Origin of the sequence: Pantoea sp. EABMAA-21 (genome assembly GCF_030053335.1) — a bacterium.
Lineage (GTDB): Bacteria > Pseudomonadota > Gammaproteobacteria > Enterobacterales > Enterobacteriaceae > Pantoea > Pantoea communis.
In genome coordinates this window covers 25,344-48,398 of sequence record NZ_JASGBX010000002.1, presented here as the reverse complement: position 1 = coordinate 48,398, position 23,055 = coordinate 25,344, and the positions used below count along the sequence as shown (strand labels likewise).

Here is a 23,055-nt window from a genome sequence, read left to right as displayed (position 1 = left end):
TGATATCTTGTGCATTTAGTAATAGCTTATAATCTCACTTTTTCAATAATGGGAATCAGCTAAATGTACAAAAAACAAGCAATTGTTTTTATTTTTTCTTTACTGTCAATGAGTTACTCTTTTGCGAAAGAAACATTGGTTGTTAAAGACGTAGATAAAGCCCCTCTACTTTTAGCTTGTAATGAAAAAAAATCATCACCAAAAATTAATGATAATGATTTAGTTTCTGTGTTGAAAAGAGAGTACTCTGTTAGTGAGTCACAAGCAAAGCGTGTTGTAGAAATGCTTAACACTATCCCTGACTTGCCTAAAATTGATTGTAATAATGTTGATACCGAGTACAACGCAGCGCATAGATAGAAATGTAAAGTTTTTAAGCAAGGGCTAACTCAGCGAAGCTGAGTTGCCTTGCTTTTTCTGCCCTTCGGTTGAAAAAGGGAAGTCAAAACCCACATCGTTGACATAATTTATCTTTCGGTTATAAATAGAGCAGGCATAAGGAATATGCTTATTTTAGAAATGGAGATTCTATGAGAGATATATACCGCCCTCCCCTTGCAGAAAATCTACGTATTCATTGCGTCAGCGTCAGACTCAATAACTCAGAGCTAAATATTTTGGATCAAGAGCGTAAGCAACACGCTAAGGGCGAATGGCTTCGCATGTGCTTTATGAAAAACCAACCGATTGTTGTCCCTGAAATCAACCGAAGCGCATGGAAAACGTTTGCTGACATAAACCACAGGCTAAACGAGATTGTTAATCACCTCAACGTGAAGCAATCATGTAGCCCTTTGACCAAGACAGAAATCTTTGCCGTGAAGCGTCAAATTGGTGATCTTCGCTCACAACTTCTCACAGCTGATCTATGGAGTATCCCCTCTAATGAAGGGCATGCAGAAGATCAAACGCGGTAAGAGCTTCGCCGGAGTTGTTCTATATGCATTAAAGCCAGGAACGCACCATAAAACTGCCCCGGCGATCATAGGGGGTAACATGCTGGGAGACTTAGCGGCTGAGTTGATAGCAGAGTTCAGCGCTTCTGCTTCACTTCGCCCTGACGTTGTCAAACCGGTATGGCACAACTCGCTTCGCCTCCCACAGGGTGAATCCCTCACAGGGAAGCAGTGGGTCATGTTTGCCGACGACTACATGAATCACATGGGATTTAGCGATACACACCTGCGCTGCTATGTCATACATGACGATGAGGCAGGTCAGCACATTCATATCATTGCCAGTAGAATCGACTTGGTAGGAGGGAAGCTCTACCTGGGCAGGAACGAAAACCTGATTAGTACACGAGTAATCCAGGAACTTGAGCTAGCGCATGACCTGACCAGAACCAAGGGTCCTTCCCCTTTACAAGACCCTTCCCTCTTTAGTAGGCGTAAGAGGCTATCACGTGGTGAGGAACAGAAAGAGAAGCGCGAGCAGGTTCCGGCTCAGAAGACGTTCCTGCAGGACACAATTGATACACTCCTCCGTACTCACAATGACATTCCGAGCTTCGTTGAGGCACTTTGCGAGCACGGTATAACACCCGTTCCCAATATTGCCAGTTCTGGCCGAATGAATGGTTTCTCCTTCGAATACTCAGGTATAGCTTTCAAAGCTTCGCAACTCGGAAAGGCGTATTCGTGGGCAACACTGCAAGAGAAGCTTCGCTACGAACCTGAACGTGACAATCCCTTACTCTTTGCTTTGAAAGCTTCGGCAATGGGAGGTAACGAGAGGACTGATTTAGTAACAGAAGCTACGAAGGAGGATTTTACGCTGTCCCTACCGGCTTCGTTAGATTCAGAAGCTATTGCACCTACTCTTCTACAAGAACATAGAATAGCAATAGCGAAAACTTGCGAAGCATATGCGCCTGCCAGCACTGTGCTCACAGCACCGGGACAATCCAGCGACAAAGACTATCTCATGACAGCAGTCATAAAATGGCTATTGAGCATTCCCTACTTCACAGCATTCGCAAAGTTGCTTAAAAAGGCCGATAAAACGTTTCTCCACAGAAAATCCTCATTTTCCGTTATTAATGCGGTCAGATCAGCCGAACCTGACGTCAAAACTTCAAACGAAACACCTGAAGACTTTTCAAAAAGCTTATACACGCCTCACTAACCAACCCTCTGAAGAACATCATCTTTCATGTCTAAGCGCTTCAAAACACAAAATAATTGATCGTTTTTACAGATCAATTAATAGTTATATGATAGTTTATGCCTATCAAATGAAATCTATCGATCGGTACAAGTGATTTGCTTAAGTTTTGAGCTTGCTCAAAAATGCCCAATAAAAGCAGTGACCAATCAGCTAGTTACAGACATGACTATCTTCCACTATTGGTTTTAAAAGGAATTCAATATGAGCAGCATGAGTATGAGAAAACCCTCTTACTTCCGTTCAATCAGAGTCTGGTTCACAATTGGCGTGGCCGTTTTAATCGTCCTCAAGGCAAAACCCACTGACGCCATGGGAATGCTTATTCTCTGGTGTATACCCGCTTTTTTCTTACTCATGACAGCGGGTGTTAGCTATAAGCATAAGAAAGATAACGTCTCAACTTTCGATAACTTCAACGAAGGCAATGACGGATTCTGGAGCCATGAATTCAACGACTCGAAGCTACTGCTTAATGAAAAACAGCAAACTATCACTATCAAGAATGGTGCTAACGAAAAAACGTATCCGTTTAGCTCAGTGATCAGTTGGCATTTCAATCTTGACTCAGGCGGATATGACGGCGGCTTTGGCACCGGCGCTATCAGACAGCAGAACCTGAATAACTCAGGCCTTTTTATTGAAGTAAAAGATGTCATGTTTCCCGTGTGGCAGGTAAAGTTTTACCCGCAGAAAGGCAAGTTTCACCAGGATACAGGGTTTAACGATGTCAAAATGCAGATTACACGGTGGTTAAGAGTTTTATCTCAAACTATTAATAAGGAATAAATAATGAAAGCTAAGGTTGCAGGGGCTTTATTAACTCTTATCCTTTTGTCAGGTTGTGCGTCAACAGCAGGGAATCAATCAATTAAAAATGAGACGCAGCAAAGTATTGCGTCAAAGATCTTCAAAGGCCGAACCACGAAGCAAGATATTCAAAAGCAGTTCGGTGAACCTACTCGTAAGACCGCCGTTGATACTAATGAGGACATGTGGTTTTACTCAATCATGAACTCCAATATGTCAGCAATGTCTTATATTCCAATTGTAGGGCTATTCTCGAACGGAACTGATATGAAAAGTAAAAATCTGACTATCACATTTACAGGTGACAAAGTCGAAAACTGGTCTTTCAGTGAGAGTAGTGATTCGGTTCATAATGGATTGTAAAAGAGTCATCTAATTACTAAGACCTCGGGTTAAAACCTGTGGTCTTTTAGTTTGTGTTAAGCACAGCTTATCGGTTACAATCCTGAAATGTTCTCATGTTTCACGGATAATGGATATGAATAAACTGCAAATCGAACAACTTCTACGACAGGAAGGGTTCACACCTAAAGAAATTTCCGTGATTCGTCAACATGCTGAGAAAGAAGCCTACCCCTACCCTTGGTTGTTATCTCAACTTTCAAAAAGATTTGTTGTTTCTATTATCCTGCTGCTCATACTTTTCGCAGGCTTTATCTTAACATTAAGCCATGGTACTCATGAAAGCCTTTTCTCTTACTCAATTACGTTTTCAATAGGTTTTGGAATCTTGTATGTTTTCGTTCCATTGAAACCTTCATATAAATAAAGCATTCCTATTTACGAGAAAACATTCTCAATTGTTTAATAAAGGTTAAACACCCACCACATGTTGAACAGCATGCATTTCTTAACATTAGATTGAACTTATCCACTTTATCAAAAACCTGTTCAATAAAAACTAGTTTTAGTCTTTGAATTACCTAACAACGAATTAATCTCATCCGCGAAATCGATAAACGTCGAACCAACCAAAAAGTTACCTCTCTTAGGCCGGTGCTCTTTAAATATGCCAACAGCTCTTAAATATACTCCCCCGCTTTCCTTATTTACTATCAATTGTGCAATTACACTTCCACTCATTCCAGCAAGAGAAGAAATTGTGTTAATAGCGCTAGCCGATTCAAAGCAGATTTTACTTTCTTTATCTTCAGTAATATAATGGAAGTAAATATCTTCGGTTTCTTTTTCATACAAGAAATTATGGAAATTTATATTCAATGGAGTCAAACCTTTTTCAGCTCTTTTTTTATGTAAACTATTACCTTTGGATGTATAGCCCATAATCAGAAAGGACGAGGTTTTCTCGTACTTCGTATTATTACTCTCATTTCTGAAGAAAATGCTACTTTGTATCTCATTAATAATTTTTTCAGGGATAGGAATAATAGCGTAATCTTGCTCATCGTTGAAAAAGACTTCTAAACCTTCAAATTTAAATTTCTTTCCATCAATTGATATGAATGAAAAGTCACTGCCTTGCATTTCCTTGATAACGTGAGAGGCAGTCACAATACAAAGCATTTGACCACCTAACAGGCATAGGAAGCCACTGCCTATCAAAAACGCCTCCTGCTTATGATGGGGTCGAGTTATGAAAAAAGATACTAAGGAACTTATCCACTTTAAAGCTAATTCTGTAGATTTGCTTTCCTCGATCCACGTTGGGGAATAGTGAATAATTGAAGGGTATGGATAAATCAATTTTAAATCTTCTAACATTTTATTTCCTTTATGAAAAGCTATATGATTTCTCTGGTAACTACTTAGCTATATGAGTTATGATCTGTCTAAATTCACAATTTTGGTGACGATATGAACATCTTTGAAATTGAACAGAGACTTGCTGAGAATGGTTTCAGAGCCGAAGATATTGCAGCTTTGAGAATGCAAGCTGAAAAAAGTGGGTCAACGTATCCAGCTTTGCTTAAAGAGCTTAGTATCCGGTTTGTTGCTGCCTTAATACTTGTAATCATCCTCTCTATCGTATGGGTTTACACATTCATATATAAAGATAACATCGCAATCGCCTCTTACTCGATAACAATGCTGATTATAGCACCAATATTTTACATTTTTACCCCAATGAAGTTAGGCTATAAAGCATTTCGATACTCGAGAAAAAAATAATTTATTTTTTATTATCGTATATTGATTTCAGAGCCGAATAGTCATTATATATTTCTACTCCTAATTCAAAGCGGCTCATATCTTTGATACCTCTAACGAAGTCGGAGTTTACGTAGTAGAAAAGTCGAAATGTTTCAGGTTTTCTTATCAGCCTGAACATGCCATAGGCTGAGAGAGCAAGATCCATACTGCTATAGGCAATTTCTCCTGTTTTTTGATCAAAGCCTAAGAACTTGGCTGCTCCGATGTAACCATCTTTCAAGAATCCCTGGGCGTCGTTTTTTCCTGTAATAACGTTCATTACGCCCTCCTGTACGCCATTCACTCCATGAAGTGTGAGCATCGCACCAAATCCAACCCCAATTATATTCCCGGTTGCAGCTGAAGCGGCCATGACTCCAAACCCAGCCACTACCTGTAACCCACTAAGTACTACCCCAACACCATTGATAACATATCCCCAGATATCACCTTGCTGAACAAACTGTACTGAAGCATGCAATGCCGCCTGACCTGTTCGAAGAAGCTGATCTTGTCTCATAAGATTACTGTGTTCTTCTTTCAAATTTTGAATACATTGCTGGCATTGATCATCTGTGGCACCTGAACGGATAGTATCTATCTGAGCATTAACAAATATCTTAACTTCGTCCTGAAACTGAATCCTGTTGTAACCATCAAGCAAGTGAATCAAAGAAAAATGATTTGACGCTCTAAGCAACTGATTAGCCTCAGCATTAGCCATTGTTAAAAAGTAATCTTTGAATCGGTCCGCTTTCCAGTAGTCCATGGCTGTACCTTTATGTCATTATACGTATCATTAAGTTTATTTAATCAGATTCCCTTTTTCAGGGAAAGCAAAAGGACCAGCTATGAGTACAGATCTCTTCTTAAAAATCGACGGCATTACGGGTGAATCACAGGACAGTAATCATAAAGGCTGGATTGCCGTAGAATCTTTCACATGGGGTGCGAACCAGCCGGGAAACATGGCGCTTGGTGGAGGTGGTGGTGCAGGTAAAGTTCAGTACCGCGATCTTTCAGTTCAGGCACTCATAGACAAAGCTACCCCTGCAATCATGCGGTATGTCTCCAACGGCAAGCATGTCAGCAAGGTTGAGCTTTCAGTCTGTAAGGCTGGTGGCAGCCAAATCGAGTACTGTCGTATCACTCTGGAAGACGTATTAATCACAAATGTAACATTCCACGGTACGACAAATCGCGACCTTATAGGATTGTCCTACCAGTTTCAGGCTTCAAAAGTTAAAACGCAGTATTGGGAGCAATCTTCTACTGGCGGAAAAGGCGCAGAGAGCCAATCTGGGTGGGACATTAAATCAAATAAAGAAATTTAGCCTCCCGCAAACCAAATGACTAACCTGAAAATAGCAATTTAAAATATCGATTCACTATATGATTATCTAATACTAAAAGCTTTAAGGATTTATCTTTTGCTTACAAATATGAAAGGAATATTCAATGGCGCATGAAATTATAGTTACATCTCAGAATGTTATAAGTAACGGAGTAGATCAATTCACAAATGGCCTTACCACCTATCTTGGAGAGCTGGGATTACCAACTCAACAAGTGTTGGTTGAAGTCAGTGAAAGAACTAAAGTGATTCAAAACTTACCCGCTGTAATTACACTAGTGGATCCAGAACAAAGAACGACATCAATATATCTTTCGAAATTTATAGCAGCTTGTGGAGCAGGGCTTTTTGACGCAGCTTTGAACTTTATTTGGGATGAGACTGTATTAAACCTCAGAAAGAAGGTGATACGATTTGATATGGAATACTTTTACGATAGTGTTATCACTGATGAAAATAGACGCAAGAAAATAAAGGATGAAGATGATTTGGTTAAACTGGATGAATGGGAACTAGTAAGGGGGTGTCATCTAACAGGTATACTTTCAGATATTGGATATAAGCATCTTGATTATATCCGTGATATGAGAAACTGGGCCAGTGCGGCTCACCCAAATCAAAACGATCTTACTGGATTTCAATTAATCGCTTGGTTAGAAACATGCATTAAAGAAGTTATAGCTAAAGAACCAGAAGGGTCAGCTATAGAAGTCAAAAGATTCTTAAACAATATACGCAATAACACATTGACAGCTCAAGACGCACAGCATATAAATGCCGGTTTAGAACATTTACCTTCTGATATTGCTAAATCTTTGCTAAGAACCTTATTCGGTATGTATACAACTCAAGGAGCAGCTGCTCAAGTTAAAGCTAATATCCGTATGGTTTGTGCCAAAGCGTGGATTATGGCACCTGAAGACTCCAAGTATGAATGTGGTTTGAAATATTCTATTTATGCTGCTAATGGAGAGATTGATAGGAAAGCCGCAGCAAACGAGTTTTTGGCTACTGTTAACGGTTTACCATATTTGCCTCATGATACATTAGCGCTTGAAATTTCAGAAAAAGTTAACAATCTCTATAGTGCTCATATCGGATTTAATAATTTCCATAATGAACCTTCTCATGCAAAGATGTTAGATTCATATATTTCTCAAGCTGGAGTAATTCCTGAGCCGATAAGAAAGCAATATGTAAAAACAATTGTCATGGCTAGAATAGGAAATGGTCATGGCATATCCGAAATGGCTTTGCCATTTTATGATCACATGCTTAATAAATTTGGCGAGCCGGAAATCAAAGAGTTTGTTTCTTTACTTAATGACCGAGAATTTTCTTCCAGAATTAGCTTATCATCTTGCCAAAGGGGCTATCGAACATTGTCATCTTATTTCCAAAAGCGAACAACTAATCAAATTACTCTTCAGGCACTTGAAGCAATAAGTGCAGTGAACGAACAGCAACTCCCTAATCTTGGAAAAGAAACAAGATATATTCAACTTATTTCAAACTATAGCTAAAAAATTAAAATGAATTTTTTTATTGTCTAGACTTTTTTAATGATATTTGAATTCTCAGAATTAACATGAGGGTACTTTGCATTATGAGTATTGAAAAATACATCAAACCTAATTTAATAACTTTTAGTGAAGATCCATTTAGTTATAGTGCCTTGGGAAGAATACGATGGGGAATCATCGCATCTCAAGCAGGGTTTGACCATTTAGAGTTAGATAAACCCGCAACTACTGAAGAACTAAAAAATCCAGTTTTATGGATGACGCAAGCAGAGGCATTATCGCAAGCAGCAGTTTTGGTGTTAAAAAGTGAACCAAGTTTTTCTAAAATGCCTGATAATTTGAAGGGTATTTGTGACGGCCAGTTTAGATCTACCGGATTAATGCTTGTCGGTTACAGTCTCGAAATTTGCTTAAAGGCTATGATGATTATTGAAAAGGGGGTTGACGCTTATGTTAAAGAAGAAAAAAATCATCGTCATCACCGATTACACAAACTGGCAACCTTTGTTCCAGACCTAACTAAGAAAGAGACCGTAATATTAGAACTTTTGACCCATTATATATATTGGGCTGGACGTTATCCGGATCCCGGATATGGCTCTGAATCAAAAGCAGAAGAAATATTTATTTTATCTGAAAAATACAGTGTAACATTACATGATTTACTATGTTTAGCTGTAAAAATTATGGAATATACAAAAGTTGTTACCAAGAAAACAAATTAATTATTGGACCCTCTATGATATTAGAGGGTATTTGTTCGATCTTGATTTTTTCCCCTAGCCTCCTATCAATTGCCTAAAAAGAATGGCTCTATCATACCTAGCTCGCCCCTCGAAATCTTAGTTAATTTAAAATGAGTTATAATCTCATTGCTAATGAGTTAAAAACCCGACCTCCCTTAAAAAAATCTCATGCCTTATCTAACGCTGTGAAATATATTAACCCCGTATTTCGCAGTAGGTATTTAATTTAAACTATTATAATAAGATATGTTCTTTAATTTTCAAATCCTCCTTTTCTTTCTCTTTCTTCTGACAGCAACAACCTGATTCAGGAGTACAGCTTTCTCATACTTAACCCTTTCCTCACGATAAATATTTTCTGCCTCTTCTTCATTATCAATAACATAGTGGATTAAAGCGCGAAAGAAAAAAGTAATCTCATGCTCATAACCCAGCTTTACGATAACTCGGGGAGTGCTCAATTTTAAAGCATTCGAGAGCATTGATATGATCGTGAAGCGATCTATCAACTCTGTTTTAGATTGAGGAAGATAATACTTTAGGTAGTAACCAACACAGAATAACCAGATGTATCGAACTATCTTGCTATGTGGGAAACCCGATTTTTTTAATCTTTCAATGAACATCTGCAAAAGCAGAAGTAGCTTTTCTTCCTTTGAAAGAACGTCCTTTATTTTCATAGATTGCATCCTTGCAAAATCGAACAACCATTCCTTGGTTGTATATACAATATAACATATAAAATAAATTGTGCAACATCTGCGCAATTAAATAATTACTCAGCATTTGTTTCCCTGTCTATTTCTGGCAATTCAGCATTAAGTTGCTCAAAACTAATTCCATAGTTCATAGCATTGAATTGCCATACAACAAACATCTCTTCTAAGTTTCTGAGCTCTTCGCTTAAAAGCTTATTTCTAGATTCAAGATTACTGATACGCTGCGAGGCAATCTTCAAATTAGCAGGTCGTTTAACCTCATCAACCCCTGACTTGATTTTTTTCTTCTTGAGATTGAACGCCATGACGATATCTTTGTGAAGCCCCAGTGATTGACGGGTCGGTCGCTTTCCAATCAGTGGTTCAAGCTTATCACAAAGATATTCCCATGAAAGCTTTCCTGACTTCTCACAATCCCAGCCTGCTATAAGGTTCTTAATTGTATTGATATCCTTACTGTCTAAATGTTTAGCCATTTGGTTCTCCTTATTAATTTTGTTTTTCCCTTTTGTTTTCGATTTCTTCAGTACTGCTTACTGAGGTAAGATTTTTCATATGCGTAAAATCGTCGCCATTCATTCTTACCAATGCCCCGTCCTCAAGATTTTTGCTTGTGAGCAATGCAATCAAATCCTGAAGTCTTGTTTGTATTTTTTCATGAAAGACAAACCATTTTTCAGCACCGTATTCTTCTGCCTCCATATCGATTTTTGCCTTCTCCAGAAGCTGCTCCGTGTCTGCCGCCTTGGCCTCTAACCTGCCCAGCGAGGCTTTGTCCCCTTTGACACATATATGATCGCTGCAATTGATACAGTCCCTGAACTTCGTACACGGAGAGATTACGTAGTCATGAGTGCAGTAGCCGAACTCTGTCACGTGAATGGCTGCGTGGCCTATATCTTTAACATCAATACGCCATTCAGGGTTTGCTATTGCTCGAGGGATAGTTTTTTCTGGTTTAATGCCAATATTTTGCACACCATGCTTTATTGCCTCCTGGATCTTCTTTTCCTGGCTGACGTGGTTATAGGTTCTGTTCTGTGTTTCCCTCACTCGTCCTGACCACTTAGCCAGTTCAAAATCTCCTAGCCCACCGCCTTGTGCAATCGTATTGAGTAAGTGTCTTGCCTGATGACTTCTGAGTGAAAGGTTGTTCCCCTTTGACCCTCTGTAGCCGTGCCTGTCAAAAATCGTAGAAATGGAGTGCGCTCTGCGATACTCAGTGCTTCCCAGATTGACGCTGACAAGTGTGGCAGTTGGTCTGAAAAGACTTCTTTGTGTTTTAATACTACTGCTGAGTTGATACCGGAACAGCAGGCATAGTGCATTGCTGTAACGTATGTTCTTTTCTTTATCGTACCAGGGGAAGTCTGGATAATTTTCGATATCCTCACCAGTAAGTTCAATCTCTCTGGCATAGGCTCGGGATCCTTCTGAAAGCCCAATCAGATTTTTTATCGCCAATTCAGCAACCGGAACCATGACTTCTGGGATCCATTTCACATTTCCACCAAAGCCTTTTTCGGAATAAAATCTTAACCCATACCTCAGCTTCCCTTCTCTGTCCGCCTCACGGATTTCACAATCTGCAGGAAGCGTCAGAATTTCGGTTACTCTGGAAGGTGCACACATAAGTAACGCAAAAACGGAGCTTATGAACAAATCCACTTCTGAAAGCTGGTCCTTTGGAAGTGCGAAAATTTCTGCTATGGCATTTAATGACTCTTCGTCAGGTAACTTTGCCTCACGGGCCTCTTCTGCAGTTTTAGTAAGCCTGTTACTTGCTTCCTGCGCTTTAAGTGGACTCTTCCAGAGCAGAGACTGCGTGACCAGGAATTCTTTTTCTCTGAGAAATGAAACCAGTCCTTCAAGGACTTTGCCGCAAGCGTGTGCTACTGCTTTGGTGTATGTGCTTTTTAAGGTGATAACGCACTGGTTCATAACAGTAAAATTAACGTACTGAACATGACTTCGCCCATTGACCTGCAGAAGGGCTGCCTCAAGTGTTCTGAAGACGATATTAAGACGCTGATTAATTTTCTTGCCCCCATTCATATAGTGGTAAAGGACATAGCTTTTAGCGAACTCAATAAAATTCGTGTCTAATGGCTCATTTACAATAACAGAGCTTTTTTTAACGCCTTTGGCAGGCGTTTTAGTAAAAAGGAAAACATTTGGCCAATTGACTTCCTCCCAGTTCACTAGGTCGTTTTTATTGAGAGTAAATCGACAGTAGCTCTCAAAATCATTAATATTTTTTGCGCAATATTTTTCCCTGCGTGTTTCAAGCACGCTCACCTTTTCATTTTCGATATTATCCATTTAACACCTCCGGGTTTGATTTAAATTCTTTGCACTTTTTTATTACCTCTGATACAGCAATAATTGTTCTGTCCAGTATTTGCGTAGTCGCAGGATCATCCACTATGCACTGAATCCTGCGACGCTCATCAAGTAAGTATTCGAGTAGTTTCTCATGCGGCCCTTCAACAAAAGGTCTGAAATGCATGCAGGTATAACAGGGTATGGGAACACACGCTGTGCAGGATTTGCAACTGGCGCATTGCCCTGACTTTTCACCTGTATTAATTCTGATGTTGCCACCGGGATATTTATCCTCACTTTTATTAATCAGCTCCCCCTGGAACATTTTCGCGTAATATCCGAGCTCAACAGAAACGGCTTCTTCGATTTTAATTAAACTTTCTGGACCTGACTGCACATAAACACCTGTATACATTAAGGTAGAGTGATCAAGTAATTCTCCTATTACCACCTCTCCGTAACCTTCTCTTGCAAGCCGTGTACCTAACGTGTAGCGAAACCGCCTGGCATTCATGTTTATTACTTTACCCGTCCTTTCCGAAACCACGTTCTCTGTTATGGCGATTCTTTTGAGCGTTTGGGTACACTTTACCGCATAAGCATGTAGCCTGTCTGAAGACAGAATCGCATGTAAATTCTCACAATCAACAACCCCTTCAAGTCTTTCTTGACAGAAAAACAATGGTAATTCTAATATCTCTTTATCTGAGAGTTTTCTGCCAAGCTGCTTGCTAAAATTCTCAGAGACAAGACGCGACTGCTCTTTAAAAATATTAAATAATTCCCCTGTAATTCTAAATCGCCTGAATGAGGCTCTGTACTTTTCGCCCTGTTTTATTCTGGGGATATCAATATAACATTCATTTATGGTTCTTTCTTTTATGATATCTTTCGTTTTTATCTGTGTGATCTGTAAACTTCTTCTGCCTGTGTGAATAATGATTAAAGCCATTGCCAGATCAGAATAGGATATCGTACCCTTATGGTATGCACGTGAGACAGCATCATAAAAGTTATCAAACTCCATATCTGTCAGAGGTCCCTGATGTGGGTCTCGTCTTTTAACAACCTCCCCTTTTTTATTATCTTTAATCGTCCAGTTATCAACAAGGTCAACACAGCTTTTGGTAACCCCCTTAAAACCTAACTCATACCATTTTTTAATTAGAATCCTTAGACAACTGAGATCCTGGTTTGAGAACTTATCATTTGATTTTGTTGTTAACATTACGGCTTCGTCAAATGAATCAAAACTCATAACTGAAATTAGTTTAAAAAAAACTCTGTTAATTTCCTTTACAGAACCGGGGCTGATTTCTTCTGCGAAATATTTCAGTGTATTCACGTAACCGTACCTGAGGTTATCTGACAACTTTTCAGTGACCTCACCCACATTCAACTTTATATTTCTACTCAACTCCCAGAATTCATCATCCAATCCGAATGTGTAACCATCGTTTTTTGCATGAAAAATATCTTGATGCGCGTTCATAAACTTTAATTTATTCATAAGACACCCCGCTGCGCTTTTGGAAAATACCTTTCTGAATTGCAAGGGCTGCTTCCACTGATTTTGAAACGACAAATCGTCTGTTATAAGTTTGTGCTGTTCCAGAACCCGGCTCCCAACCCATATGATTGGAACGCATTTTCTCTTGCATCTCTTCACTCACATGCTCGGTGCTTTCATCCATTAGTTTTGAAAACAGATAGTTCCAGGTGTGCCTGAACTTATGTCCAGTCAACTTGCTTAAACCTGAGTCAATGCCTCTCAGTCTATAAATGATCTTATGGTATGCAGGAACGGACAGAGGATCGCCACGTGTCTCTCCTTCTTTGTGAGTAATGAAAAGATATCCATGCTTTTTCTTTCTGATGTTGGCTTTTCTTTCTCCCGTAATATATGAATGGAGAAGTCTGGTAAGTTCGTCAGACATGGGTAAATCTCTTTCAAGCGTTTTTACGAGGGGCTGATTGACTCTTATGTCCTCAATACTGTCAGCCCTCCTTCTTATGAAAAGCATTTGCGCTGAAAAATCAATATCTTCTACTCTCAGGTTCAATAACTCGCCACACCTTATCCCTAATGAATGTAATATCATGACTATAAGCTGATTTCTCTGACGAACTTTTTTGTTGAATGGATTGAATTCACATTGAGGTTCAATAAATGAAAGAAGTATATCCATGTCTTCTTCTTCGATTGTTTTATAGATATTCCCTTCTGAATTCCTGTATTTTATCTTCGGCCTTCTGGCTTTTATTTTTCCCACGAAATAGGTAATTTTCCTGTAGCCATCATCAATATTTTTAATAGTTAGCAGACACAACCATTCAAGATATTTTGCTATTGTCGTAAGCCGTATGTACTTTGTCGCACTGCATACTCCAGGTTGATGTTCTTTAATATTAATTACTTTCGCAGTTCTCATTCTTTTCCCGACAAAATCCCTCAGAAGGTCGATTTCATTGTTATCCAGGAATCTGGCCGTTTGAATTCTCTCTTCAATGTCTATATTACGTATAAAAAGAAACCGATAAAAAAGTGCGATACACCCTGCCTGAGTCTCAATTGTTTTTATTGAATTATCACTGTTTCTCAGTTGTGTTGTAATAAATAAACACGGATAAAATACCGGGATGCCTATTTTCTTGTTTTTTATTATGCAATAACGTTCCCCACCCTTCATTTTAAATGTTTTGATACCATATCTTTCCATAATTCCTCCTTATTTATGTTTAATATTTTGCAAACCACGTATAGGTTAAATATTCAAAAACAATAGCCTATGCATATTTTGCAGAATTATTTTATTAATATATCGCTTAATAGTTGTCAATAAAGGATGGATCTAAATTTTTCTTTGCAAATATGCATTAGGTATATAATAGGACTTTTCTATTTACCTGATACCTTAAAAACCCTCTGCATAGCTTGGTATAACTGACTTTGCATTATATACGTAAAGTATTTTGCAAAATTAACACCTGTTATAATCAAAATCCTTTCCAACTTCATTATCGCTTATCAAGCGGCATGTATTTTAAATATCATAATATTTAACCTTGTCAATAGTTGACTTTATTTTAAAATAAGCTACTTATTGGTTATTTAAGAAGGGCAACCAATGATCGATATAAAAAACAACATAGATAATATGTGGGTTTACTTTCCTGAGCATGAAAATGATATTTTAAATGAAGTTAGTACACTTACTTCCTTTCAGTTTTATGACCGTTATCTTTTGAAGTTATCTGCAAGGGAGTTCTTGGATTTTTCCAATATCTTTGCGATTATAAAATCAATAACGAATTTGACGAATCGCATTCAATTTCTCAACTCATTAATTATGGTTTTGGCTACAACTCAGATAAAAGTCATGACAATCAGCCAAATGACTTTAGCTTTTTTCGTGATCGTGTAGAAAATCTTAGAAGTGAACACTTTGCTGAAAGAATCAACAGTGAAAAAAACAAACTAGGATTAAATATTAACTGCATTAGAGGAGGGAGCGGCCTGCAAGAGCGTCTATAACTTACACATTTAGGGACATTAATAGCCTTTAAATCATGAAAGGATTTCAATTATGCAACTTCAAAGAATCATAATTTGATAAATTTAGTCAAAAAACTACTGTTATGAACCCCTGATTTCTTCACTTTGGGCCCGGCTTTGGCCCAGCTACAAATTGTAGTTATGAAGAAAACTAGCAAGATCAGAAAAGTATATTTGTATCTACAGAGACGCCAGCACCAAAATCCTTTCGCGGCGGTTCCAGAGCCGTCCGCTGAAGTCCTGAAAGCCCGCACGGCGCAAGCCTTGCGGGCTTTTTTGTGCCCAGTATTCATGCTGCTGCTAATCAGATTATTGTGGGCAGAAATACCCGAACGGCAACGTACAAAGCAGCTGAGGCAATGGCAAAATCCTTTGGCGCGGATGACGAAACTGCGATAAAAATCGGCCTGACTGTCGACATCGCTGTTCCACCAGGATTTGCATTTAGTATTAGTGCAACCCGGTTAGCATCGGTGAGAGCGGGTCGCATCAAACTGATTGAGCATGAATCGATGACGGGGCTTAAAACCCGGAGGGCATACGCTTTCCACACACGTTGGCAAAAGCGATGCAGAGTTGTTATCCCGTTTTGAAACCAATAAGCGTTTAACGTTCTCTACCACCTTTACTAATCTGCAGATTGCTGAGGAAGCAATATCGAGAGCGCTTTTTGCTAATATAGCCGTCATAAAGTCTGTTCTCTCAGGTGGCAAGAAAGGTGTCAGACTAACTATTCGTAATGCAGCAGGGAAAACTATTGGCTACGGCTTCAAACGAGGAGACAGCCAGCGGATAGCCATGACAAATGTGAGAGTGGTCATTGAATTTCAACAATTTAATGGAAAACCCTACTACATTCTTACCGCGTTCCCGTCTCTTTAAGGTGCAAAATGCAAAATTTCCATTTTCTTGATCAACTGATTTTTGGTTATTTCAACCAGGACGCCGACATCATTAATGATGGTGAAAACACAGTTGAAGGCATAGTCAGGCTCTTCAAAAAAACAGCCCCAGATTGGATGCTCAAAGATCTCGTCGAAGAAGTCGATGATTTTATCTCCGCCTATGATGATGGCGTAGAGGAGGAGTTCAAGCGACGCTATGAGTTTGATTTCTCACCTGAGCTTTGGGATACCACCGCACGCGAATTCCTAAAAACAGTACGTCAAATCTCGCTAGAGAAATGAGAGGTAGGGTGATACTGAACCCATCCCCTACTCATAATGCCATGCGTCTGGCTTTTCTTCTGTTATGCCCCATGTTCTTAATGCGTGAGTCCCCTGAAATGCGGTATAAAGCCGCATGAAAATTCCAAACCGAATCCAACCGCTGGTCGATGACGGCCTGATTGATAACGTGCTTCAGCGCTTGAAAAGCGGCAAAGAAGCTGACGTTTACACTGTCATGTGCGGCGGCAAAGTCCAGTGCGCTAAAGTCTACAAAGAAGCTTCTCAGCGTAGCTTTAAGCAGGCCGTGCAATATCAGGAGGGGCGCAAAGTTCGCAACTCCCGCAGTGCGCGTGCAATGCAAAAAGGCTCCAAATTCGGACGCAAGCAGCAAGAGGAAGTCTGGCATACTGCAGAAGTCGATGCGCTGTTCCGCCTGGCCAAAGCCGGCGTTCGCGTGCCTGAACCCTATATGTGCCTCGACGGTGTACTGTTGATGGAGCTGGTCACTGATGCAGATGGCGCAGTAGCACCACGTCTGAGCGATGTGATTTTGTCGCAAGAGGAAGCTCTGACTGATTTCGCCACCATGATTCGCAATATCGTACGCATGTTGTGTGCCGGCATTGTGCATGGCGATCTGTCAGAGTTTAACGTTTTGCAAGATGAGCATGGCCCAGTGATCATCGACCTGCCTCAAGCGGTGGATGCTTCAGCAAACAACCACGCCGAATCAATGTTTGAGCGCGATGTGAATAACATCACCGAATATTACGGTCAGTTTGCCCCGCAGATTTTAGAAACGCGTTATGCGAAGGAAATCTGGCAGCTGTTTGAAGATGGCAAGTTAACGCCTGAAACTGCTTTAACCGGCCTCTTTGTAGAAGAAGTTCATGATGTGGATATGGACTCCCTGCTGGATGAAATCATTTCTGCGGAAGATGAGTATTACGATCGCCAGCGAGCGGCTAAAGAGCGGGATGAAGAATAGTCAGCCAGCCTGATTCGCTGGCTTCAAGTTATAGTAAAACCACTCTTCAAATTTCATCTGCTAAACAGATACATGTGCAGCCCGTCACTCTCATTGCCAGGCTAAAAAGCTGTTTCTCATCTCATCAATGGCGCTGGGTGAAAGCAGCAGCACAGATTTAAGACTCACCTCAATACGTTCAATGATGGCTTCTCTCGGCCCTGAACGCCACGCCTCGCTGGCATAAAATGCTTCCAGAACATCGTGCATTTCCTCTTCATTTTCAAATGCTCGAAGAAGAAAATAGCTATCAGCATCATGGAGAGAACAACCGTAAGCGACGACATCAATTCCCTGCTCGACGTGCAGAGGAACACTGATATCTCGCATGATTCGATGGAAGGTTCTGCCTGTATCTGTTTTCAACCGATATTGCAGGATTTCAACAACTCTACTTTTCATCTCTCATCCTTAAGACATTTTTTTTGTGGTTATGGCGGCACTAAAATTACCCTTTACCAGAAAAAGATACAGTGTCAGATCCACTAAAGCTGAGGCGACTCACAACTTTCATCGGCTTGCCTGAAGTGCCTTCAGGCTGAGCACATAGCAGCATGGCTTAAAATGCTCATTTCTCGCACCATCCAAACTCGATGATTCAATTAAGGTTATTCCTGGAGCCAATTCTGGCTGAGCGTGCCATTGTTAACTACGCTCATAACTCATAGAGCGATTGATGAGGGAATATTCATGAAAAAGACAATTATTGCTGTATCTGCCCTGCTGCTGGCTTCTTCGGCTTTTGCCGCTACCACACATGCAACTGACGACACCGTCGCGAACGCACAAGCGGGCGCAAACACCGCCAAAGAGAAGCTGCATCAGGCGCAGCATCAGGGCGAAGAGCAGAAGCTGAAAGCCAAGCATGCTGTTGAAGGTAAGAGCGACAGCACCAGCAGCAAAGTGAGCGAAGGCGCACAGAAAGGCTGGAACAAAACCAAAGAAGGCACTGAAAAAGGGTGGGATGCTACCAAAGAAGGTGCGACTAAAGGCTGGAACAAAACCAAAGAAGGTGCCAGCGATCTGAAGAAGAAAGTGACTGAATAAGTTCTTCTGACAGAATCCCGAAAGGCCGCGATTGCGGCCTTTTTTCGTTTTTGCCGCTTTGCGTCCGGCTCGATATCGACTTACACTTCGCTCAACACTCATTAACCTTTTTTCTTATGTCTGACACCTTCAAACGCCAGCCCTTGCCTTTACCCAACGGTCACAACAAAGTGCTGTTGCACTCCTGCTGCGCACCCTGCTCGGGTGAGGTGATGGAAGCGATGCTGGCTTCCGGAATCGATTACACCATCTTCTTTTACAACCCAAACATTCATCCGCTGAAAGAGTACGAGCTGCGCAAAGAAGAAAATATCCGCTTTGCTGAGCAGTTCGGTGTGCCTTTCGTGGATGCCGATTACGATAAAGATAACTGGTTTGATCGGGCGCGCGGCATGGAGTGGGAACCGGAGCGTGGCGTACGCTGCACCATGTGTTTCGACATGCGCTTTGAACGTACTGCGCTGTATGCACATGAAAATGGCTTCCCGGTGATCACCAGTTCGCTGGGTATTTCGCGCTGGAAGGACATGAAGCAGATTAATGACTGCGGTGTGCGTGCAGCAGCGCACTATCCTGACATGCTGTATTGGGAGTTTAACTGGCGTAAAGGCGGTGGATCATCACGCATGATCGAGATCAGCAAGCGCGAGCGTTTCTATCAGCAGGAGTACTGCGGCTGCATCTACTCGCTACGCGACAGCAATCGCCATCGCGTGGCCAGCGGGCGCGAACGCATTGAAATTGGTGTGCAGTACTACCAGCCCGACGAATAAACAATTAGCCTGCTGGCATCGGTTAGCAGGCGCTTACTCTCACCAGGCTAATTGCCTGCCGCTGTAATCGACGTAATGATGTCCGCCCTGCCCGGCAAAACGGTTCAGTTGCGCCACTAATCCCTGAGCACTTTCCACCGCAGTAATATCCGCATCATCACCGCCCATATCGGTTTTCACCCAGCCCGGATGCAGTGACAGCAAGGTTGTTCCACGCTGCTCCATCTGCTGAAGCAGCGTACGGCTCAGCATATTCAGCGCCACCTTACTGGCAGAGTAATACGGACGAATCGCCTCGGCATTCTCCGTCAGGCTGCCCAGACGAGATGTGGTAATACCAAGCACACCCTGCTTTTCCGTCAGCAGCGGTAACAGACCTTCCGCCATGCGCACGGGCGCAATGCTATTGGTCATAAACAGCTGCATCAATTCATCATCGGAAGTGGCGATCAGCTCCATTGAATCCGGGCCGAGAATCCCGGCATTGATCAGCGCGCGGTCAAATTGCTCACCTTTGAGCTGCTGAAGTAATTGCTCACGCTGTGTGGCAACGGTGATATCCAGTGGCAGCCAGCGCAGTTTTTCATGCTGATAGGAAACGGCAGTGCTGCGATAAGTGGCCGTGACGTCCCAGCCATCGGCCAGCAGTTGCTGCACCACCGCCAGTCCAATCCCCTTTGAAGCACCGATAATTAACGCGCGTTTTGTTTGGCTCATTTGTCCCTTCCCGCAGTTAAAAGGCAAAAAGGGCAGGATAACCTGCCCTTGTTTTGACTAACGAAACACCAACGTTAGCACAACAATCACCACCATCATTATCAGCAGATGGCACACCACCTTATTAAGATTCCGATTCTGCATAGCGCCTCCATGGGGTTAGAACCACTGGCCGAAGCGTTTGATGTAGAGCATTTTCATGCCCTGTGCGACCACGCAGTAACCTAACAAGGTCGCGACCAGCCATGGGAAGTAAGCCCAGGGCAACGGGGTCAATCCCACCATGTGTCCCAACGGGGAGAATGGCAGCAGAATGCCTGCAATCATCACACACGCCGTAGTCAGCAGCACCGGCAGTGCAGCACGGCTCTGGATGAACGGAATTTTCTGGGTGCGCAGCATATGCACCACCAGCGTCTGCGACAGCAATCCTTCTACAAACCAACCGGACTGGAACAGTGACTGCATTTCCGGCGTGTTGGCGGCAAACACGTACCACATCACAGCAAAAGTCGTGATATCAAAGATTGATGATGTAGGCCCAATCCAGAGCATAAAGCGTTTGATATTGCGCGCGTCCCACTTACGCGGTTTGCGCAGGAACTCACGGTCCATTTTGTCCCATGGCAGCGCCAGTTGAGACAGGTCATACATCAGGTTCTGAATCAGCAGATGAATCGCCAGCATTGGCAGGAACGGAATAAAGGCGCTCGCCACCAGCACAGAGAACACGTTGCCAAAGTTGGAACTGGCAGTCATGTTCAGATACTTGATGATGTTGCCAAAAGTCTCGCGTCCTTTCATCACCCCCTCTTCCAGCACCATCAGATCTTTTTCCAGCAGGATGATGTCAGAAGACTCTTTGGCGATGTCTGCTGCACTATCCACTGAAATCCCGACATCGGCATCACGCAGGGCTGGCGCATCATTAATCCCATCGCCGAGGAAACCGACGGTGTGTCCTTGCTGCTGCAATGCACGCAAGATGCGAGATTTCTGCAGCGGCGTCAGTTTGGCGAACACTGCGCTATGCGCTGCCGCCTCCGCCAGTTGCTCGTCGCTCATCATCGCAATCTGATCGCCAGTCACGATATCGCCACTGTCGATACCGACTTGCTGGCAAATACGTGCGGTAACCACCGGATTGTCGCCGGTCAGCACTTTGACGCTGACGCCGTTATCACGCAGCGCGGTAATGGCTTTGGCGGCACTCTCCTTAGGCGGATCGAGGAAAGTGAGCAACCCTTCCACGGTTAACCCTTGTTCATCCGCCACACTCAATGCCTGCTGCAAGCCCGGCTCTTCCAGTACACGACTCGCCACCAGCAATACACGGAAACCTTGCTCGTTGTACTGGTGTGCCAGAGCTAACAATTCTGCACGGCGTTTTTCATCCAGCGGCTGAACCAGTTTTCCTTCACGCTCAGCCGTAGCGATGCTCAGCATCTCTTCTACCGCGCCTTTACAGATCAGCATCTGTTGATTCAGACGACGATCGCGCACCACAACAGAAACGCGGCGACGCACAAAATCAAACGGTAACTCATCCACTTTGGCGTAATAGTCGCCCATGTCCGCCGTTACGCGATCCTTGCCGTAGCGCAGAATCGCACGATCCATCAGATTCGGCGTGCTGCTCTGATAGTGGCTGTTGAGCCAGCTCAGCATCAGTACGCGAGAGTTTTCCACTCCGGCGCAATCCAGATGATGCTCAAGAATGATGTTGTCCTGGGTCAGCGTGCCGGTTTTATCTGTACACAGGATGTCCATCGCACCGAGGTTTTGAATCGCGTTCAGCCGTTTCACAATCACTTTACGGCGTGACATGGCAATCGCGCCTTTCGCCAGATTCGAGCTGACAATCATCGGCAGCATTTCCGGCGTCAGACCCACCGCCACGGCCAGCGCAAAAAACGAGGCATCCAGCCAGTCGCCTTTGGTTAGCCCGTTAATCAGCAGCACCACCGGCACCATCACCAGCATGAAGCGGATCAGCAGCCAGCTGACGCTGTTCACACCGCGATCAAAAGCAGTTTGCGAGCGATTACCGACAATCGATTTCGCCAGGCTGCCAAAGTAGGTTTCGCCGCCGGTTGCCACTACCACCGCTTTGGCGCTGCCGCTGGAGACGTTGGTGCCCATCAGACACACGCTACCAAGTTCCAGCAGTGAAGCCCCGTGATCGCTCGCTCCCGCGCCTTTGCTGGTGACGTGGCCCGTGACGTCATATTTCTCCACCGGCAGTGATTCACCGGTCAGGATCGCCTGGCTGATAAACAGGTCACGCGAATCCAGCAAACGTACGTCGGCAGGCACCAGATCGCCAGCCGATAGATAGATAATGTCGCCGGGGACTAAAGTGGCAATATCCACTTCCTGTCTAGCCGGGGGCTGTTGGGCAGATTCCCGACGCAGTACGGTAGCGGTAGTGCGCACCATGGATTTCAACGCCTGCGCGGCTTTATTGGTGCGGAACTCCTGCCAGAAGCGCAGCAAACCGCTGAGCGTTACCATCGTCACAATGATGATGACACCGGTCAGGTCGGTCTCCTCGCCTTTACGTAATGGCAGCAGGTAGTCAGTGAAAAAACTCACCGCTGCCAGCGCCATTAATACGTAGATGAAGGGGTTATTGAATGCCTGGATCAGCTGAATCAGCGCGTGCGGCGCTTTATCATGCGCCACCTGATTGCGGCCATAGACTTCCAGACGCGCTTCGGCTTCGCGTTCGCTCAGGCCCAGCGCATCACTGCGCAGGCGAACGAGGGTTTCATCGGCGGTGAAACCGGCTTCATCTTCAATCAGATAGCGCGGCGTTTTCTGACGCTGCGGGCGGGCGTTGCTCCAGGATTTTTTTTCCTGGTTGAGTTTCATGTCAGTCATGATGACATTCCTCTATTTTTTACGGCAATAACAGTCCCTGTGCGGGGAGCACATTAACGGGGATAAATTAAATTAACGACGATGCGTTA

25 protein-coding genes are annotated in these 23,055 nt (G+C 42.8%); 15 read left to right on the top strand and 10 right to left on the bottom strand.

Annotation, left to right across the window (positions count from 1 at the left end; translation table 11 throughout):
• The first annotated feature begins 63 nt into the window (after window positions 1-63).
• The 6 genes from QMZ65_RS03690 (at window position 64) to QMZ65_RS03665 (ending at window position 3,745) form a co-directional block, all read left to right on the top strand.
• Complete coding sequence (locus QMZ65_RS03690; RefSeq protein WP_283215452.1) at window positions 64-360, top strand: hypothetical protein; 297 nt, start codon at window positions 64-66, stop codon at window positions 358-360.
• 170 nt (window positions 361-530) lie between these two features.
• On the top strand, window positions 531-917 hold the full coding sequence (locus tag QMZ65_RS03685; protein WP_283215451.1) for a hypothetical protein: 387 nt from the start codon (window positions 531-533) through the stop codon (window positions 915-917).
• Window positions 895-2,127, top strand: coding sequence for a relaxase/mobilization nuclease domain-containing protein (locus tag QMZ65_RS03680; protein WP_283215450.1), 1,233 nt, complete (start codon window positions 895-897; stop codon window positions 2,125-2,127). The genes QMZ65_RS03685 and QMZ65_RS03680 overlap by 23 nt, the downstream gene beginning before the upstream one ends.
• Before the next feature lie 243 nt (window positions 2,128-2,370).
• A complete protein-coding gene (locus QMZ65_RS03675; RefSeq protein WP_283215449.1) occupies window positions 2,371-2,955 on the top strand; it encodes a DUF4755 domain-containing protein in 585 nt (194 codons plus the stop codon).
• A 3-nt stretch (window positions 2,956-2,958) separates the two neighbouring features.
• Window positions 2,959-3,339: an SEN1984 family lipoprotein gene (locus tag QMZ65_RS03670; protein ID WP_283215448.1), complete on the top strand. Its 381-nt coding sequence runs from the start codon at window positions 2,959-2,961 to the stop codon at window positions 3,337-3,339.
• Between the two features lie 115 nt (window positions 3,340-3,454).
• Window positions 3,455-3,745, top strand: a complete 291-nt coding sequence (locus QMZ65_RS03665) for a hypothetical protein (protein WP_283215447.1) — start codon at window positions 3,455-3,457, stop codon at window positions 3,743-3,745.
• 122 nt (window positions 3,746-3,867) lie between these two features.
• Here the strand turns inward: QMZ65_RS03665 and QMZ65_RS03660 are convergent, their stop codons facing one another.
• Complete coding sequence (locus QMZ65_RS03660; RefSeq protein WP_283215446.1) at window positions 3,868-4,698, bottom strand: serine protease; 831 nt, start codon at window positions 4,696-4,698, stop codon at window positions 3,868-3,870.
• Between the two features lie 93 nt (window positions 4,699-4,791).
• Here QMZ65_RS03660 and QMZ65_RS03655 point away from each other — a divergent pair, with 93 nt between their 5' ends.
• On the top strand, window positions 4,792-5,106 hold the full coding sequence (locus QMZ65_RS03655; RefSeq protein WP_283215445.1) for a hypothetical protein: 315 nt from the start codon (window positions 4,792-4,794) through the stop codon (window positions 5,104-5,106).
• 1 nt (window position 5,107) lies between these two features.
• On the opposite strand, the gene QMZ65_RS03650 is transcribed toward QMZ65_RS03655, so the two are convergent.
• Window positions 5,108-5,896 (bottom strand): DUF4225 domain-containing protein, encoded by a 789-nt coding sequence (locus QMZ65_RS03650; RefSeq protein ID WP_283215444.1) that lies wholly within the window; start codon window positions 5,894-5,896, stop codon window positions 5,108-5,110.
• 82 nt (window positions 5,897-5,978) lie between these two features.
• On the opposite strand from QMZ65_RS03650, the gene QMZ65_RS03645 reads away from it, so the two are divergent.
• The 3 genes from QMZ65_RS03645 to QMZ65_RS03635 all read left to right on the top strand — a co-directional run bounded on the left by QMZ65_RS03645 (window position 5,979) and on the right by QMZ65_RS03635 (window position 8,729).
• On the top strand, window positions 5,979-6,461 hold the full coding sequence (locus QMZ65_RS03645) for an Hcp family type VI secretion system effector (protein ID WP_283215443.1): 483 nt from the start codon (window positions 5,979-5,981) through the stop codon (window positions 6,459-6,461).
• Window positions 6,462-6,585: 124 nt separating this feature from the next.
• Window positions 6,586-8,004 carry a hypothetical protein gene (locus QMZ65_RS03640; protein ID WP_283215442.1) on the top strand — a complete coding sequence of 473 codons (1,419 nt, stop codon included), beginning with the start codon at window positions 6,586-6,588 and terminating at the stop codon, window positions 8,002-8,004.
• Window positions 8,005-8,087: 83 nt separating this feature from the next.
• Window positions 8,088-8,729 (top strand): HEPN domain-containing protein, encoded by a 642-nt coding sequence (locus QMZ65_RS03635; protein WP_283215441.1) that lies wholly within the window; start codon window positions 8,088-8,090, stop codon window positions 8,727-8,729.
• A gap of 281 nt (window positions 8,730-9,010) precedes the next feature.
• Here the strand turns inward: QMZ65_RS03635 and QMZ65_RS03630 are convergent, their stop codons facing one another.
• From QMZ65_RS03630 to QMZ65_RS03610, 5 genes are all read right to left on the bottom strand, one after another.
• Window positions 9,011-9,430 (bottom strand): hypothetical protein, encoded by a 420-nt coding sequence (locus tag QMZ65_RS03630; protein WP_283215440.1) that lies wholly within the window; start codon window positions 9,428-9,430, stop codon window positions 9,011-9,013.
• Between the two features lie 95 nt (window positions 9,431-9,525).
• On the bottom strand, window positions 9,526-9,945 hold the full coding sequence (locus tag QMZ65_RS03625) for a hypothetical protein (protein ID WP_283215439.1): 420 nt from the start codon (window positions 9,943-9,945) through the stop codon (window positions 9,526-9,528).
• A gap of 13 nt (window positions 9,946-9,958) precedes the next feature.
• Window positions 9,959-11,791: a hypothetical protein gene (locus QMZ65_RS03620; RefSeq protein ID WP_283215438.1), complete on the bottom strand. Its 1,833-nt coding sequence runs from the start codon at window positions 11,789-11,791 to the stop codon at window positions 9,959-9,961.
• Window positions 11,784-13,304, bottom strand: a complete 1,521-nt coding sequence (locus QMZ65_RS03615) for a site-specific integrase (protein WP_283215437.1) — start codon at window positions 13,302-13,304, stop codon at window positions 11,784-11,786. Before QMZ65_RS03615 ends, QMZ65_RS03620 begins: the two co-directional genes overlap by 8 nt.
• Entirely contained in the window at window positions 13,297-14,514 is a 1,218-nt protein-coding gene (locus tag QMZ65_RS03610) for a tyrosine-type recombinase/integrase (RefSeq protein WP_283215436.1), read from the bottom strand. Before QMZ65_RS03610 ends, QMZ65_RS03615 begins: the two co-directional genes overlap by 8 nt.
• Before the next feature lie 1,412 nt (window positions 14,515-15,926).
• Here QMZ65_RS03610 and QMZ65_RS25325 point away from each other — a divergent pair.
• The 3 genes from QMZ65_RS25325 to QMZ65_RS03600 all read left to right on the top strand — a co-directional run bounded on the left by QMZ65_RS25325 (window position 15,927) and on the right by QMZ65_RS03600 (window position 17,507).
• Window positions 15,927-16,232: an RNase A-like domain-containing protein gene (locus tag QMZ65_RS25325; protein ID WP_502921517.1), complete on the top strand. Its 306-nt coding sequence runs from the start codon at window positions 15,927-15,929 to the stop codon at window positions 16,230-16,232.
• Between the two features lie 8 nt (window positions 16,233-16,240).
• On the top strand, window positions 16,241-16,537 hold the full coding sequence (locus tag QMZ65_RS03605; protein WP_283215435.1) for a contact-dependent growth inhibition system immunity protein: 297 nt from the start codon (window positions 16,241-16,243) through the stop codon (window positions 16,535-16,537).
• A 115-nt stretch (window positions 16,538-16,652) separates the two neighbouring features.
• Window positions 16,653-17,507: a PA4780 family RIO1-like protein kinase gene (locus tag QMZ65_RS03600; RefSeq protein ID WP_160834644.1), complete on the top strand. Its 855-nt coding sequence runs from the start codon at window positions 16,653-16,655 to the stop codon at window positions 17,505-17,507.
• Between the two features lie 90 nt (window positions 17,508-17,597).
• Here the strand turns inward: QMZ65_RS03600 and QMZ65_RS03595 are convergent, their stop codons facing one another.
• Window positions 17,598-17,948, bottom strand: a complete 351-nt coding sequence (locus QMZ65_RS03595; protein WP_160834643.1) for an NIPSNAP family protein — start codon at window positions 17,946-17,948, stop codon at window positions 17,598-17,600.
• A 288-nt stretch (window positions 17,949-18,236) separates the two neighbouring features.
• Between QMZ65_RS03595 and QMZ65_RS03590 the strand changes: the two genes are divergently transcribed.
• Together QMZ65_RS03590 and QMZ65_RS03585 are read left to right on the top strand one after the other, a co-directional pair.
• The gene (locus QMZ65_RS03590) at window positions 18,237-18,593 is read left to right on the top strand and encodes a KPN_00521 family repetitive protein (RefSeq protein ID WP_038645311.1); all 357 of its coding nucleotides are present in this window, start codon (window positions 18,237-18,239) and stop codon (window positions 18,591-18,593) included.
• Between the two features lie 116 nt (window positions 18,594-18,709).
• On the top strand, window positions 18,710-19,366 hold the full coding sequence (locus QMZ65_RS03585; RefSeq protein WP_034825520.1) for an epoxyqueuosine reductase QueH: 657 nt from the start codon (window positions 18,710-18,712) through the stop codon (window positions 19,364-19,366).
• 39 nt (window positions 19,367-19,405) lie between these two features.
• Here QMZ65_RS03585 and QMZ65_RS03580 read toward each other — a convergent pair whose 3' ends face one another.
• Both QMZ65_RS03580 and mgtA read right to left on the bottom strand, forming a co-directional pair.
• Window positions 19,406-20,083, bottom strand: coding sequence for an SDR family oxidoreductase (locus tag QMZ65_RS03580; protein ID WP_283215434.1), 678 nt, complete (start codon window positions 20,081-20,083; stop codon window positions 19,406-19,408).
• Between the two features lie 159 nt (window positions 20,084-20,242).
• Window positions 20,243-22,966 carry a magnesium-translocating P-type ATPase gene (gene mgtA, locus QMZ65_RS03575; protein ID WP_283215433.1) on the bottom strand — a complete coding sequence of 908 codons (2,724 nt, stop codon included), beginning with the start codon at window positions 22,964-22,966 and terminating at the stop codon, window positions 20,243-20,245.
• Window positions 22,967-23,055 lie beyond the last annotated feature (89 nt).

Bases quoted from the DNA above. Each gene is read 5' to 3' on its own strand.
- QMZ65_RS03580 (WP_283215434.1), bottom strand. From the start codon at position 20,083: ATGAGCCAAACAAAACGCGCGTTAATTATCGGTGCTTCAAAGGGGATT.
- QMZ65_RS03610 (WP_283215436.1), bottom strand. From the start codon at position 14,514: ATGGAAAGATATGGTATCAAAACATTTAAAATGAAGGGTGGGGAACGT.
- QMZ65_RS03600 (WP_160834644.1), top strand. From the start codon at position 16,653: ATGAAAATTCCAAACCGAATCCAACCGCTGGTCGATGACGGCCTGATT.
- QMZ65_RS03595 (WP_160834643.1), bottom strand. From the start codon at position 17,948: ATGAAAAGTAGAGTTGTTGAAATCCTGCAATATCGGTTGAAAACAGAT.
- QMZ65_RS03675 (WP_283215449.1), top strand. From the start codon at position 2,371: ATGAGCAGCATGAGTATGAGAAAACCCTCTTACTTCCGTTCAATCAGA.
- QMZ65_RS03650 (WP_283215444.1), bottom strand. From the start codon at position 5,896: ATGGACTACTGGAAAGCGGACCGATTCAAAGATTACTTTTTAACAATG.
- mgtA (WP_283215433.1), bottom strand. From the start codon at position 22,966: ATGACTGACATGAAACTCAACCAGGAAAAAAAATCCTGGAGCAACGCC.
- QMZ65_RS03625 (WP_283215439.1), bottom strand. From the start codon at position 9,945: ATGGCTAAACATTTAGACAGTAAGGATATCAATACAATTAAGAACCTT.
- QMZ65_RS03685 (WP_283215451.1), top strand. From the start codon at position 531: ATGAGAGATATATACCGCCCTCCCCTTGCAGAAAATCTACGTATTCAT.
- QMZ65_RS03670 (WP_283215448.1), top strand. From the start codon at position 2,959: ATGAAAGCTAAGGTTGCAGGGGCTTTATTAACTCTTATCCTTTTGTCA.
- QMZ65_RS03690 (WP_283215452.1), top strand. From the start codon at position 64: ATGTACAAAAAACAAGCAATTGTTTTTATTTTTTCTTTACTGTCAATG.
- QMZ65_RS03585 (WP_034825520.1), top strand. From the start codon at position 18,710: ATGTCTGACACCTTCAAACGCCAGCCCTTGCCTTTACCCAACGGTCAC.
- QMZ65_RS03635 (WP_283215441.1), top strand. From the start codon at position 8,088: ATGAGTATTGAAAAATACATCAAACCTAATTTAATAACTTTTAGTGAA.
- QMZ65_RS03590 (WP_038645311.1), top strand. From the start codon at position 18,237: ATGAAAAAGACAATTATTGCTGTATCTGCCCTGCTGCTGGCTTCTTCG.
- QMZ65_RS03660 (WP_283215446.1), bottom strand. From the start codon at position 4,698: ATGTTAGAAGATTTAAAATTGATTTATCCATACCCTTCAATTATTCAC.
- QMZ65_RS03645 (WP_283215443.1), top strand. From the start codon at position 5,979: ATGAGTACAGATCTCTTCTTAAAAATCGACGGCATTACGGGTGAATCA.
- QMZ65_RS03640 (WP_283215442.1), top strand. From the start codon at position 6,586: ATGGCGCATGAAATTATAGTTACATCTCAGAATGTTATAAGTAACGGA.
- QMZ65_RS03630 (WP_283215440.1), bottom strand. From the start codon at position 9,430: ATGAAAATAAAGGACGTTCTTTCAAAGGAAGAAAAGCTACTTCTGCTT.
- QMZ65_RS03655 (WP_283215445.1), top strand. From the start codon at position 4,792: ATGAACATCTTTGAAATTGAACAGAGACTTGCTGAGAATGGTTTCAGA.
- QMZ65_RS03680 (WP_283215450.1), top strand. From the start codon at position 895: ATGCAGAAGATCAAACGCGGTAAGAGCTTCGCCGGAGTTGTTCTATAT.
- QMZ65_RS03605 (WP_283215435.1), top strand. From the start codon at position 16,241: ATGCAAAATTTCCATTTTCTTGATCAACTGATTTTTGGTTATTTCAAC.
- QMZ65_RS03615 (WP_283215437.1), bottom strand. From the start codon at position 13,304: ATGAATAAATTAAAGTTTATGAACGCGCATCAAGATATTTTTCATGCA.
- QMZ65_RS03620 (WP_283215438.1), bottom strand. From the start codon at position 11,791: ATGGATAATATCGAAAATGAAAAGGTGAGCGTGCTTGAAACACGCAGG.
- QMZ65_RS03665 (WP_283215447.1), top strand. From the start codon at position 3,455: ATGAATAAACTGCAAATCGAACAACTTCTACGACAGGAAGGGTTCACA.